14 protein-coding genes are annotated in these 13,913 nt (G+C 39.5%); 12 read left to right on the top strand and 2 right to left on the bottom strand.

What is annotated here, in order from left to right; all coding sequences use genetic code 11:
• The first annotated feature begins 337 nt into the window (after positions 1-337).
• From M3193_RS03525 to M3193_RS03510, 4 genes are all read left to right on the top strand, one after another.
• Positions 338-1,195, top strand: a complete 858-nt coding sequence (locus M3193_RS03525; RefSeq protein WP_251624393.1) for a MurR/RpiR family transcriptional regulator — start codon at positions 338-340, stop codon at positions 1,193-1,195.
• A 151-nt stretch (positions 1,196-1,346) separates the two neighbouring features.
• The gene (locus tag M3193_RS03520; RefSeq protein WP_251624392.1) at positions 1,347-2,189 is read left to right on the top strand and encodes a GNAT family N-acetyltransferase; all 843 of its coding nucleotides are present in this window, start codon (positions 1,347-1,349) and stop codon (positions 2,187-2,189) included.
• A complete protein-coding gene (menC, locus tag M3193_RS03515; protein WP_251624391.1) occupies positions 2,186-3,298 on the top strand; it encodes an o-succinylbenzoate synthase in 1,113 nt (370 codons plus the stop codon). Before M3193_RS03520 ends, menC begins: the two co-directional genes overlap by 4 nt.
• Before the next feature lie 105 nt (positions 3,299-3,403).
• On the top strand, positions 3,404-4,471 hold the full coding sequence (locus M3193_RS03510) for a YkvI family membrane protein (RefSeq protein ID WP_251624390.1): 1,068 nt from the start codon (positions 3,404-3,406) through the stop codon (positions 4,469-4,471).
• Between the two features lie 178 nt (positions 4,472-4,649).
• On the opposite strand, the gene M3193_RS03505 is transcribed toward M3193_RS03510, so the two are convergent.
• Positions 4,650-5,672 carry a serine hydrolase domain-containing protein gene (locus tag M3193_RS03505; RefSeq protein WP_251624389.1) on the bottom strand — a complete coding sequence of 341 codons (1,023 nt, stop codon included), beginning with the start codon at positions 5,670-5,672 and terminating at the stop codon, positions 4,650-4,652.
• Positions 5,673-6,248: 576 nt separating this feature from the next.
• Here M3193_RS03505 and M3193_RS03500 point away from each other — a divergent pair.
• Positions 6,249-6,755, top strand: coding sequence for a hypothetical protein (locus M3193_RS03500; RefSeq protein ID WP_251624388.1), 507 nt, complete (start codon positions 6,249-6,251; stop codon positions 6,753-6,755).
• Between the two features lie 332 nt (positions 6,756-7,087).
• The gene (locus M3193_RS03495) at positions 7,088-7,615 is read left to right on the top strand and encodes a thioredoxin domain-containing protein (RefSeq protein ID WP_251624387.1); all 528 of its coding nucleotides are present in this window, start codon (positions 7,088-7,090) and stop codon (positions 7,613-7,615) included.
• 268 nt (positions 7,616-7,883) lie between these two features.
• Here M3193_RS03495 and M3193_RS03490 read toward each other — a convergent pair whose 3' ends face one another.
• Positions 7,884-9,047: an acyl-CoA dehydrogenase family protein gene (locus M3193_RS03490; RefSeq protein ID WP_251624386.1), complete on the bottom strand. Its 1,164-nt coding sequence runs from the start codon at positions 9,045-9,047 to the stop codon at positions 7,884-7,886.
• A gap of 151 nt (positions 9,048-9,198) precedes the next feature.
• Here M3193_RS03490 and M3193_RS03485 point away from each other — a divergent pair, with 151 nt between their 5' ends.
• From M3193_RS03485 to M3193_RS03460, 6 genes are all read left to right on the top strand, one after another.
• Positions 9,199-9,951 (top strand): amino acid ABC transporter ATP-binding protein, encoded by a 753-nt coding sequence (locus M3193_RS03485; RefSeq protein WP_251624385.1) that lies wholly within the window; start codon positions 9,199-9,201, stop codon positions 9,949-9,951.
• Between the two features lie 19 nt (positions 9,952-9,970).
• Positions 9,971-10,816, top strand: coding sequence for a transporter substrate-binding domain-containing protein (locus M3193_RS03480; RefSeq protein WP_251624384.1), 846 nt, complete (start codon positions 9,971-9,973; stop codon positions 10,814-10,816).
• 77 nt (positions 10,817-10,893) lie between these two features.
• Complete coding sequence (locus tag M3193_RS03475) at positions 10,894-11,592, top strand: amino acid ABC transporter permease (RefSeq protein WP_251624383.1); 699 nt, start codon at positions 10,894-10,896, stop codon at positions 11,590-11,592.
• A gap of 213 nt (positions 11,593-11,805) precedes the next feature.
• The gene (locus tag M3193_RS03470; protein WP_251624382.1) at positions 11,806-12,531 is read left to right on the top strand and encodes an amino acid ABC transporter permease; all 726 of its coding nucleotides are present in this window, start codon (positions 11,806-11,808) and stop codon (positions 12,529-12,531) included.
• Positions 12,532-12,860: 329 nt separating this feature from the next.
• Complete coding sequence (locus M3193_RS03465; protein ID WP_251624381.1) at positions 12,861-13,496, top strand: TetR/AcrR family transcriptional regulator; 636 nt, start codon at positions 12,861-12,863, stop codon at positions 13,494-13,496.
• Positions 13,483-13,911, top strand: a complete 429-nt coding sequence (locus M3193_RS03460) for a MaoC/PaaZ C-terminal domain-containing protein (protein WP_251624380.1) — start codon at positions 13,483-13,485, stop codon at positions 13,909-13,911. The genes M3193_RS03465 and M3193_RS03460 overlap by 14 nt, the downstream gene beginning before the upstream one ends.
• The last annotated feature ends 2 nt before the right edge of the window (positions 13,912-13,913 follow it).

The raw sequence follows: 13,913 nt of genomic DNA, 5'->3' as shown, positions 1-13,913 counted from the left end.
TACTTGAAAGTTATTTGTTGTTTACCTAATAAGGAACCTGGCTCTAAACAATTCTGATTTGTTTAGAACTTGGTTCCTTATTTATGGTCAGTATCGGTAATAGTCTCGTTTGGGTTCGAATCAATCCCTTTCATATATAGCTATCTTTTGGAAAGTGCTCTCAATTTCACCTTAGATATCGAGTAGTAACATCTCTACGCGAGCAAGTTATATAGAAAGTTCAGAAAACCGATTGTACTCTGCGAATTTTCATGTTAGAATAACTTACGCTCATAAATGAAGTGTACACTTCATTTTAGTAAAAAAAATGCTGATACTTCAAATGGTGGTTAATCTGATGAAATTAAGAGAGCTCGTGCATGAGCATTTGCATAACTTATCGAAAAGCCAAAGGAAAGTCGCTACTTATATCTTGGATCATCCCCGGAATGTTGCCGTGTCATCAGCACAGGAAATCGGCAGGATAATCGGGGTGAGTGAAACGACGGTCATCCGTTTTTGTTATAGTCTCGGATTTTCCGGTTATACCGAACTGCAAAAAAACACTCGGGAACAACTGTTATTTCAAGAAAGCAGTTTGCATACTTATCGGCAATCCAAGCTTGAACTGGAACAAGCACCCCATTTTTACGAACAAGTGATGGAACAGGATCGCAGAACCATTGCGGAAACAATCAAACAAATCAATGAGACAGACTATGAAACGGCGATAGCCCATCTTTCCAATGCAGAAACGATTTACATATTAGGGCTTAGGTCCTCTCATGCCGCGGCGAGTTGGCTTTCCTATACACTTGGATTGGTCAGGCATGACGTCAAGCTTATTCGTACTGAATCGGAAGATATCATTCGAACGCTAAGTACCATGAATGACAAATCCGTTTTGGTTGCCATTTCCTTTCATCGCTATTTAAAAGAAACGGTCCGCATCGCTGAATTGGCCCATGAACAGCAAGCCTATGTCATCGCGATTACGGACTCGTTATTGGCGCCCATTGAAGCACATAGCGACGTGCTCTTTCCCATCTATTCACCGAAAAAATCTACACTCGATGCGACGGCTTCATTGTTTTCGTTTATGAATGCAATGGTTGCCGGGGTATCCGTGAAGGAAAAGGATAACTTTGAGAAACACCAAAAAACCTATCAATCATTAAAAAGTGATTTCTTATTTGTTGAAGGGATGGAAGAATGATGAAAACGGTATTGCGAGAAGTGAAACCTTTCGCCCGGTCTCCATCATCCGAACATGACATTTAACCAAGACAGCATCTTGACCGGAATTGAAATCTTGACCAGGGCAGTGATTGAAACGTTTGAACGGCTGAAAAAAAGGATGTGGAACAATGAATCGAACCATTACAACGCGCAAATTGGAAACGATTGAAGAGATGCGTCTTATACAAAACCTTGAAATAACGGTATGGGGCTCGGAACCGATTCCGGTCCATCAGACATATACAGCGGTACACAATGGAGGCCTAATGCTGGGCGCTTTTGACGGGGAGAAAATCGTCGGTTTCTCCTATGGATTTACCGGATTCGCCAATGGAAAAACGTATTTATGTTCGCATATGCTTGGGATCCAACCGGAATACCAGCTGATGGGAATTGGAAAAAAATTGAAGGAAGAGCAACGCAAATTCGCCATGGAAATGGGCTACGACTTGATGACATGGACATTCGATCCGCTTGAAAGTCGGAATGCGTATTTGAATCTATCGAAATTGAATGGGATTTGTAGTACTTATTTAGAAAATTGGTACGGAGAAATGGAAGATGGATTGAACAAAGGATTACCATCGGACCGTTTTAAAATTGAGTGGTGGATTACGAGCGAAAGAGTCGAGAATAACTGGAAACCGTTAATTGACAGCTATGACTGTCCGTTTGAGGTAGGTAAATCCGAACTAGGAAACCCAATCCTGGAATGGGATGAATTGCATCTATCGACAAACAGTGATGGCATTGAAATTCCAATACCTGAACATTTTCAAGTGATCAAAAAAAATGAGCCGCAATTAGCACTCGATTGGAGATTGAAAATCAGGAAGATCTTCCAAACACTCTTCGATGCAGGGTATGCATTGGTAAACGTCAATCGGTCAACCACCGGAGTCCACTATTACCAAGCAGTCAAAAGGGACACCATCCCCTTGAATATAAGTGAAAGAGGAGAAGTCAAATGATCATTCAAGAAATAAACATCCGTAAAATGAAAATGAAGATGAAGCATCCGTTTACGACTAGTTTTGGTACATTTCATGAAAAGAACTTTCTGCTACTCGAAGCAAAAGATGAACTTGGCAATTCCGGCTGGGGTGAATCCGTCGCTTTCGACTCACCTTGGTACAACGAAGAAACACTTGAAACAAATTTACATATAATTAAAGATTTCCTCATCCCTATTATAGTAGGAAAGAAAATCGGCCATCCCGATGAAGTGAGTGAAAGGTTTAGCGCCATCCGCAAAAATAATATGGCGAAATCGACTGTTGAAGGAGCCATTTGGGACTTATACGCCAAGCGGAATGAGATGACATTGGCGCATGCATTAGGCGGAAAGCTAGACAAAATTGAAGTCGGAATCAGTATTGGGATCCATGAAAAAGTGGAAGATTTGGTCGAAACTGTCCGTCGCTTTGTCGAGGAAGGTTATAAACGTATTAAAGTGAAAATTAAACCGGGCTATGACGTTGAAGTGATACGCGAGTTGCGCAAACAATTCCCGGACGTACCGCTAATGGCAGACGCCAACTCGGCTTATACGCTGGATGATGTCGAATTGCTGAAACAACTAGATGTGTTCAATTTGACCATGATTGAACAGCCGCTTGCTTCGGACGATATCATCGACCATGCGACATTACAGAAACAGCTGATAACACCGATCTGTCTGGATGAAAGTATCCACTCGCTCGAAGATACACGGAAAGCAGTGGAGCTCGGAAGTACTAAAATCATCAATATCAAAATCGGTCGGGTCGGTGGCTTGACCGAGGCCAAAAGAATACACGATTATTGCATGGAACAGGGCATCCCAGTTTGGTGCGGAGGCATGCTGGAATCCGGTATCGGACGTGCCCATAATGTGGCGTTGACGACATTGCCGAATTTCATTTTGCCAGGTGATACAGCTGGCTCCTCCCGCTATTGGGAAGAGGATGTCATTTCACCGGAAGTGATCGTGGAAGACGGCTATATTACAGTACCGACCGCATATGGAATTGGTTATGAACCAAATTATAATGCGATGGATAAGTTTACAGTCGAGCAATACCAGTTCAAAGCTTACTAACGGAAGCGATGTGGGTAAACAGTCACCCACATTCTTTCTTTTGGAATCTAAATTCAGAAAATTACATTATTTAGGCTGATGAATTGTCAGCGGGGGGATACGTTTATGAGAAAGAGTTTTCAAATCGGTGCGGCTTTTATCGGCGTCATTGTCGGAGCCGGTTTTGCCTCAGGACAGGAAATTTTACAGTTTTTCACTAGTTTCGGAGGAATCGGTATTGCAGGCTCGATTGTTGCCACGCTACTATTTGCATTTATCGGGATGAATTTGACGCAGCTTGGTAGCCGTTTACAGACGACTTCCCATCAAAAAGTCATCTATTATATTTGTGGCCGTTATTTAGGAATGCTTGTCGATATTATCATTACGTTTTTCTTGTTCGGTGTCACGGTTGTCATGTTTTCAGGGGCTGGAGCTATTTTTGAACAGCAATTTGGGATTCCAGGTATCGTTGGAAATCTATTGCTAGCCGTCGTTACAATCGCTTCTGTGACATTCAGTGTTCGGAAGGTAATCACATTGATTAGCGCATTTACTCCTTTTTTATTGTTGATTGTCATTGTCATTACGGTCTATTCGGTCATCAACTTTGATTTTGCAGCTGCTGATTTGCAAGGTGTGGCCGCTAGTCAAAGTCGAGGGGCTTCCCACTGGCTGTTAGCGGCGGTTTTATATGTATCGTATAATATTGCAGCCGGAGCAGCGATGCTGACAGTGATGGGCGGGACGGTTAAGGATGAAAAAGTGGCCGCATGGGGAGGTATCATCGGAGGACTGGGTCTTGGTCTTCTTATTATTCTCATCAACGTCTCGATGCTGACGCAATTGAAGGAAATTGCCTCTGTTCCGATGCCTATGTTAGCGTTAGCGGATAGCATGAGCCCGGTTATGAGTATAATCTTTTCCATTATTTTGCTGGGAATGATCTACAATACCGCAGTCGGGATGCTCTATGCATTTACGGCACGTATCGTGACGCCGGAAACGAAGAAATTCAAAGGTGCCGTTGTCTTGTTTGGGATAGTCGCATTCGGTGCAAGTTTCGTTGGCTTCATCACACTTGTTGGAACGGTCTATCCAGTAATGGGGTACTTAGGCTTCATTTTAATCGGCGCAATTATCTTTGCCTGGGTAAAGAAAAAAAAGTCTCCGGTTAGTGAGGAAGTACACTAAATTACTACTGTTTTTCCCTAATTAACCGACATATTATGGACTGGAAATGCGCTTGAGATTTCGATAATCGATTTTTCAAGCGCTTTTTGCACCAGTTCGTTGTCGGTTTTTCAAAAAATATCCTTTGTAATGTATTGTTTCCATTACACCGTTTATGTAATATATTAATCATTAATAATTAGAGATTATTCGCACTTTGAACTATTAGATTTCCAAACCTTTGTATGTCTTTTATATAATCAAAACCTAAGTTTTCATATGCATCTATACAATTATACATTCTAACTGCAACCATGTTGAATCTAGGAATAACCGTACATGAACATCCTGATGCTCCTAGTATTTGGTATGATCCATCAGGTAAGTCTGAACCTAATTCATTATAATTAACATTAACTTCACTATCTTTAATCCACCATAGAAAACCGAACTTTGGCAGCTGCTTAGGTAAACTATCCGGATTTTGGATAGAAGTGGCTAAATCGAAAATATTTCTAGGGAGTATTTGTTCACCTTCATGACTTCCTTTATTTAAATGTAAATTCCCCCATAACGCTAACTCTCTAGCACTTACATATAAATTTCGATCATCACCTTTGTTTGAACCCATCCTCAATGTTGGATAACCAGTAGATAAATTAATATCACAGACCAAGTTGTCGTTACCCTCAGTAACCCAACCTGTATTTGTTAAATTTAAAGGTTTTATTACTTTTTTTGTTAGTACTTCATTCACTGTTTTCCCCGTGGCATTGTAAAGGATTTTCGCTAGTAAATCTGGTTTTTTTCCTTCAATACTCGTTTCTGGATCAAAGACGCGACTAACCGTATTCTTTTCGAATTTCAAACCAGTACAACGAGTGAGTAAATGTTTAATTGTTGTATTGCCAAGAATGTCTACATCGTATTCATTTAGGTGATCACTTACTCTATCATCCAAGCTTAATAAGCCCTCATGGATTGCTATTGCTAAAGCCAAACCGACGAATGTAACTCTAACCGAATATACGTTAAATCTAGACGTATCATCCACTTTTTTTGCACCATTTTCGAAATGATGAGTGCCTGCATACCATTCATGTATTATTTTATTATCTTTAATAATTACTAACGCGGAACCCGACGCATGCATCTCTTCCTTTATTGTCTCTACATAGGATGTAACATCATTAAAAAAATCTTTATTAATTAATAATTCCATTCCTATTTCTCTCCCTTATGTAAAAGCCTCTAATCGAAAGGATAAAAGTTTTTATTATACCTAATATGGTTACTTCACAATCTGGCTAGTTTACGGAATATCGATTTTATTGAAATTAGTTAAGTTTGCATATCAATTATAACATTCATAATATTCTTGAATAGCTTGTTTTTTTATACATGATTAGCTAGAAGGTATGAAATGGCAAGGTTAACGCCACTCACTTGTACAAATCTTTGTCATTCAGTGGTAAAAAAACTTGTCAAGAGTGGTACATTAAATTGGCGGTAATCACCTAAAGTGTCCCCAATATACTATTTATTGATTGAAACAAGGTCTTCGAATTGCTTTACCGCAGTTTGATCTACTTCTTCAAGAAATGTCTACACACGCTTATTTACGTCCCGATCATCAAATACCAATGACGTTTCTGGATCACTTTGCATGAATTTCCTTGTTAAAGAGAATGGTAGCGGAAATATATTTACATCTACGAAGATGAATTCGTCTGGCCTTCACCATGTAGGTTCACAATTCCCCTATTTTTAGTTATGATTGCCAGTGGAGGAGATAAACATGAAAAAATTATTCATATTATTTATGGCTGCTATGTTATTGGTTGCTTGTGCTGATGGCACGAAAGAGACGGCTGTTGTCGAAGATGATGAGACAGTCAAAATAGAAGCGCCTGTTCAGGAAGAATCTTCAGAGGAGCCAATTGCAGAAGAACCGATTGCAGAACCTGCTAAGGAAGAATCACAAGATATGTCTATTGAAGAAGTTACCGAGCTTATTGAATACAATGGTGTAGGTATTGACGATAAGTTAGTTAGCACGACTATTGAAAATGAAGAAATAAGAGCTGTTATAAAAATGGCGCCAGATGCTAGATTCTCCGCAGAAGATTTAGCCGTTACAAGATATAGTCAGCTCTCTGATGAATTATTGGATCATGAAGGTTGGCAAACATTGACGATTGAATACGTAGGAGTGGGAACAATCAGTATGAATCGCATGGAAAGAGAATCAAACGAGTACGGCGATTACTTCCCGTCCATGGAAATAGAAAATCGTTTAAAGTAAAGCCCAACTATCCTATCGCTTTAATGTAAACACTCTCTAGTCGGGAGTGTTTTTTTTATACATATCTTTTTACTTAAAAATAAAGGGGGGAGGGTTGACGGAGATTTGAAGTTCCGAATTGGGAAGAGGTATAACGAGAAAAGGAAACAACTGAGGTGGCCTTTAAGGAACTAGCTGAAAAGCATGGCATCAAAGAAGGGGAATCGGTATGGATAAATCCTTCCTTGTTATTTGTAATTATCATATTAACATAGTATTCTTAATTCTAATGTTTACAATTCCTATAACTTTAGTATATATTAAGAATAGAATGTTGGAAGGGGAGATTGAATATGTCAATTAAAAATGATCATTTGAAATTCGGCAGTGCGAATGCACCTTTGAAACTTGAGGCTTTTATTAATTTGGCCTGCCCAGGCAGTGCAAGAATTTATCATTTAGCAAAAGAAGTATTGCCCCCATATATCGAAAATGGTCAAATTGAAGTAATTGTGAAGTTGTACGATAAACCTCGTGAAGAACTTCTCCGCGGTGCATTAATTCATTGGACATTTGATAATGCGGATCCAACAGAAACATTAGACGTGATCGGAAAACTACTTGAAACACAACAAGAATGGCATGATCTATCCGATAAAGAATTAAAACGATTACTTGTCGATAAATATAATCTGCAAGAAGAGGAACGCCTCGAAAATGTTGATGTAAGCTTAGCGATTACGGCTGAAGCGATTGAACGCGAAGTGAAAATCGTGCCAACTTTATTCTTCAATGGTGAAAAATTATTAGGTTTTACATATGAGCTAGAGCCTGCTGATTTAAAGCAGGCAGTAGAAACGTCATTGGCAAAAATTTCGTAAGATGAGAGAAGGTATCGCACACCTATTAATATGCCTTTAACAATATATATTCATTATCTTGAACAGCAGCCTGTAAGTAAGGCTGCTGCTTTTTTATCTTCACTCTGCAAATAGTTTGTACTGCAAACGAATCATCAGTTCCAGAAAAGTTCCGCCATTTTAGATATTGAGATGGATGCGCTATATTGATCAGCGGGTTTTCAAACGCCCGCTGATCGGGGGAGAATGAAGGTCGATTCCTCCTTGATAAAATCTCTGGCGTAATTTCTTAGATTGACTCTGCCTCTTTAATGGCTGTTTGAGCTAATTTAGAAATCGTCATATCGTCCATTGGTGGATTATGTAGACCCGCACGTACATCACGATAATACCTTTGCAACGGATTTGACATTTGAAGACTTTTCGCTCCGACCAATCGCATCGCTTTGTCCACAATCGTGATTGCTGAATTTGTCACTATGTGCTTAGCGGCAGCCAGTTCATTCGTTATCTGCTCACGGCGAGAATCATCATCCACGGCATCGGCCACACTGTAAAGGAAGTGTCTTGCTTTCATCAGTTCCAGGTCCATTTCACCTATTAAGTTTTGAACATTTGGCAATTGACTAATCGGCCCATTTAAACTGTTCGGGGAGTATTCAACTGCAAATTTCACTGCATAGTCACGAGCGGCTTGTGCAATGCCTAGATAACAAGCGGGGATATGAAGAATCCACCCATTCACCGTATTGCCCCTAGGACCAAGATTGAATTCTACAAATTTTTCTTCCGAAACTTCAACATGATCTAACACTAAGTCATGACTCTCTGTTCCCCTCATCGCGATAACGTCCCAAGTTTCTTTAATTGATAAACCTTTTGAATCTCGTTCCACTAAGAAGAAGCCGATGCCCTCTTTCTCTTCAATCCATGCAGATACTAGAAAATGTGTTAACACGGGTGACATGGTCGTAAAGTTTTTTTGCCCCGTAATCACCCATTTGTCATTACGTTTAATGGCATTCGTCCCAGGACGTCCACCACGGGTCGGACTGCCCGTTTGAGCTTCACTAACTGCTCGATTCACCAACGCCCCGTCCAAAACCTCCTGTGCAAATGAAGTTAACATATCTTCACTCCACAGTTTTTTTCCATAAAGTTCTCCTACAACACCTTGGTGCCACCCAATTGCTAACCCTGTAGCTCCATCAAAACTAGCAATCGTTTCTTGGAAAAGAACCATGTCACGCACACTGATACCATCGCCTCCATATTCTTTCGGCAACGTAAGTTTTGTATAACCTAGATCTACAAGTGTTTTTATATTTTCCTTTGGAAATCGTACCTGTTCATCATTTTCTTTTGAATGACTTTTAAAAGCTCCCTCATAGTTCATTAGCTTTTCAAGCCATTCCTTTTGAAATGCATTTTCAATAAATAACTTTTTCGACATGTCTGACACTTCCTTATTGGATTGATTAGTCTACACTTTCAATGTATTTAACTAGTATATCATCTAATGTCTACTTTACAACTCGGAATACTTATGTTACTCTATGAACTATTAATATATATTCAGAATATTATAGAAGGGGGGTGGGGAATTGATAACGTTAAAAAACATTAAAAAGAGTTTTAATAAGAAACCAGTGCTACATGGCATTAATGTAACAGTGAATAAAGGAGATATCGTGGTAATCGTCGGGCCAAGTGGATCGGGAAAAACAACCCTTCTTCGTTGCATAAACTATTTAGAAAAGCCCGATGAAGGCAGTATTTCCATCGATGATTTTTCCGTAGATGAAAAAAGTGCAACGAAAAAAAGCATTCTAACCTTAAGACGAAAAACAGCTATGGTTTTTCAGCATTATAATTTATTCAGGAATAAAACCGTGCTCGAAAACATTATGGAAGGCCTTCTCGTTGCGAAGAAAGTTAACGTAGATGAGGCACGTTTGATCAGCATGGATCTTCTTCGAAGAGTGGGTCTGGAAGAAAAAGCAAATGACTACCCGGTACAACTTTCAGGTGGACAGCAACAACGCGTAGGGATTGCCCGCGCACTGGCATTAAAGCCTTCCGTATTATTATTCGATGAACCAACGTCTGCACTCGATCCCGAAATGGTTGGAGAAGTTCTCTCTATTATTAAGAAAATTGCGGATGAGGGAATTACGATGATTATCGTGACACATGAAATTGACTTTGCGCGAGAAGTGGCCACTGAAGTTATTTTCATGGCAGATGGGGTTGTTGTTGAACAAGGTACGCCGATAGACGTACTAGTCCAACCAAAACACGAACGCACAAAACAATTCTTAAGTAGACTTACGAAAGAACCAGAATATGAAATTTAAGACAGAGGAAGGGATACGTATGAAACGTAATTGGCTAGTACTATTTGGAGCAATGGTGTTCCTAGCCATTGTCCCAGGTTGTTCAAATGGCGGAGGTTCAACAACAGAAGACGGAAAAAAGATTATTAAAGTCGCATTGAGCGATGATGTCAATCCACCCTTTCTATATACAGATAATGAAAACAACCCGATAGGCTACGACATGGACTATTTAGCTGAAGTTGAAAAAAGGTTGCCGGACTACAAATTCGAATACATCTTCGGAGAGGAAGAATCTAACTTAGTCGGTCTTTCAACAGGTAAAGTTGACATGGCCATTAACTGGTTCTTCAAAAATCCGGAAAGAGAAGAGAAGTTTCATTATCCTAAGTATGAATATGGCTACTCTTTAACATCACTTATAACGAAAACAGACAGAGATGATATAAAAACATTAGATGACATGGTTGGGAAAAAGTTCACGCCCATGTCTGCTAGTGGCGGACTCCGTTCTATATTAAATGGGTACAACACAAGGAATCCTAATAATCCTTTAACAATTGAAAGCATAGAACACCCTTCAAATGCAGATAACTTAAAGCGCGTTGACGAAGGAAAAGCGGATGCGATCTTCCTCAATAAATCAACATTTGATGCTGTTCAAGAATCATTGAACTTAGACTTAAAAGTAGCTGGAATCGTTTCAAAAGAACCTATCTTTGTTGTCTACAATAAAGAAAACATCAAAATAGCTGATCAAATCGACAAAATTACGCTCGAACTGACAGAGGACGGAACCCTTTCGAAACTATCCGATAAGTGGTTTTCGACAGACTTCTTCCAAGACCTCGAGTACATCAATGAAAAAGGATTCAGCTACGAATAATAATGAACACCACCGCATTGAATTGAAAGACAATCTTGCGGTGTACGTTCGTACATATTTATTAGGTGGTGGGAAAGATGAGTTCGAGTTTGACAGCCTGGGTTGACATATTCGTTAGAGTACTGGATAAACTCCCGCTAACACTACTGATGACTGTCCTATCCTTATTCTTCGCTTTACTTATTGGGTTAGGTATTGCAATTATACGAATTCAAAAGTACAGGTATATCTATGGAGTTGCAACATTATATTTATCGTTTACAAGAAGTACTCCTTTGTTGGTCCAATTGTTTCTAGTTTATTTTGGACTCCCTCAGCTGCTACTTGTCTTTCATCTAGATATTAACCATTGGGATCGGCTTGTCTTTGCCATTATGGCCTTCTCATTTCATACAGGTGCATTTATGTCTGAGGTTATTCGTTCAGCCTATTTAGCAGTAGGGAAGGACCAGCTTGAAGCAGCCTATAGTGTAGGAATGAGCTATCCACAAGCATTAAGGAGAATCATATTACCACAAGCCTTTCTCATCTCACTGCCTAATTTAGGAAACAATATTATCGAATTATTGAAAGACACTTCACTAGCCTTTACGATCGGCATCATCGACATTATGGGGCAAGTCCGTATTATTTTAGGAAATAATCATGGCATCGGAATGTTTCAGATTTACGTTGTAATTTCTCTTGTTTACTGGGCTACTTGCATTATTATTGAAAGTCTTGTCGGTTATGCTGAAAAAGTCTTCAGGAAAGGGCATGTTGGTCTATCAAAATAATCAATCACGCCAAGGCGTGATGGCGTCCGGATTTTGAATTGCGCTGGAAGGCGACAGGATGTAGGTCATGCAGCCGTTGCGACAGGACGTCGCGCACTTAGACTGCCTTCCATAACTCCCTTGAAAATCTGTGACATCCGCCGGAGGCCTTCATTCAGCGGGCGTCTAAATGCCTGCTGAATGAAGATAACTTATTGAGGAACGTGATAAATTATGGCTGTTGTAGACTTTAAATTTGCTTTAGAACAAGTGCCCACAGTGTTAAAAGGAGTACCTTGGACATTAACAATAGCCATTGTTGCAATGCTTTTTGGACTCATTTTGGGTTTACTCATTGCTCTTTGCAGGATATATAAACTACCTGTATTAAATCAGTTGTCCATTTTGTATATTTCTTTCATTAGAGGAACGCCCTTAATAGTACAGTTATACGTCTTTTTCTACGGTGTTCCCGTACTCATAGACTACCTGAACCCTCGTCTTGGTATCCAAATAGATGCTGATGAAATACCGCCGCTACTGTATGCGCTTGTTGCTTATACGATAAATACCGCAGCTTATCAAGCGGAAATCTTCCGTTCATCCATTAATGCCACTAATGAAGGACAGATGGAAGCAGCCTATTCGGTCGGGATGACAACGAGACAAGGTTTGACGCGAATCATTCTGCCGCAAGCGTTCTTAATCGCATTGCCTAATTTGGGAAACGTTTTTATCGGGCTTATTAAAGCAACTTCTTTAGCTTTCGCTGTAAAAGTTATAGAAGTATTAGCCATTTCAAAAATTATAGCGAATGATGGATACCGTTTCATCGAAATGTATTTAGTCGCATCCATTATCTATTGGTTTCTTTGCCTCGTCTTTGAATTTATCTTTTTTAAGCTAGAGAAGAGGATGAGTCGTTCTGAAGCAAGAATCGGTCTGAATGCATCCGCTTAATAAAAAACTGATGAAAAGCGCCATTGCTCACAACTAAGAGTAATGGCGTTTCAGATTGTAGCCCTAAGCGATGTAATGAAAAAATGTAAATAAACCAGAGGACAACTTTAATTACAGCATTTCGCTGTGTCATTCGTTGTCCTCATTTCTTTTGCATTACATAACCAAATCTTCATTACTGCAAAATTGAAGCTTACATTATGAAATTAGTTTGTTCGGGAAGCTATATGAAAACAAGATAGAAAAGACTCATAATTCAAAAAGATACTTGACGTTTAAAAAAATACCAACTAGAATAAAGATGTCAATAAATAAAGGAAGTGAATTAAGTGAATTTACGTGAACAAAAAGCTGCTCACAAAAAAGAAGCCATCATGAAAGCAGCAATCAGTGTTTTCACTGAAAAAGGTTATGGAGGTGCATCATTGGAGGATGTTGCCCAAAAATTATTCATGACAAAAGGCGCGATCTATTACTACTTTAAAGATAAGCCGGATTTACTTTATCAAAGCCAAGTATATCTGCTGCAAAAAAGTAACCATCTGATATCGGAAATTTTGGACAGTGAATCGACAACTATAGAAAAGATGAAAAAAGCCATTGTTCAACATACGGAATATGTGATTAATGAACGTTCAGGTTTCGAAAGTATGTTAAACCCTGAATCTTTTCTAACAATTGAACAGCAGAATGAAATTCTTCGATTGAAAAACGAATATGAAAGCAAATTTGATAAATTGATTGAAAAAGGGGTAAAAGAAGGGGTCTTTATCCAAGGGAATATCAAAATCGTCCGGAACTTGTTGCTTGGAGCCATGAACTGGGTGATGCAATGGTATTCAGAAGGCGGGAAGAAGAGTAAAGCCGAGCTATCCGACATGATTGCTTTCTACTTGCTCCGCATGCTACTCCAAAATCCTGATGAAAACTATGTAAATGGAGGTGGCGATGATGAAGTTCAATGAATTCGAAGTGGGCGATACTTTTCTGATGGCACCCTATACTGTTACAAAAGAGGAAATCATTGAGTTTGCAGAAAAATATGATCCCCAGCATATGCATCTTGATGAAGAAAAGGCCGAAAATGGACCATATGGAGGGCTAATTGCTTCGGGATTGCATTCATTAGCAGGGGTTTGGTCTAAATGGGTAGCACTCGATATAGTCGGAGAAGATGCCATCGGAGGTGCCGGTATTGAGCGATTGAATTGGTTGCTTCCGGTAAAACCTGATGACCAGCTTACCGGGGAATTCAAAATAACCAAAAAAAGAAAGCTATCAGATGGAGTCCGGGGCTTGATAACCATAGATGCCAAAGTGCATAACCAAAATGGAAAAGAGGTGATGGAATTCACTCTAAAAGCCATCGTTCGTGCATAAGT

Origin of the sequence: Sporosarcina luteola (genome assembly GCF_023715585.1) — a bacterium.
Taxonomy (GTDB): domain Bacteria; phylum Bacillota; class Bacilli; order Bacillales_A; family Planococcaceae; genus Sporosarcina; species Sporosarcina luteola_D.
The sequence above is the reverse complement of the archived record's forward strand: the minus strand, read 5'-3'. Positions and strand labels throughout refer to the sequence as shown.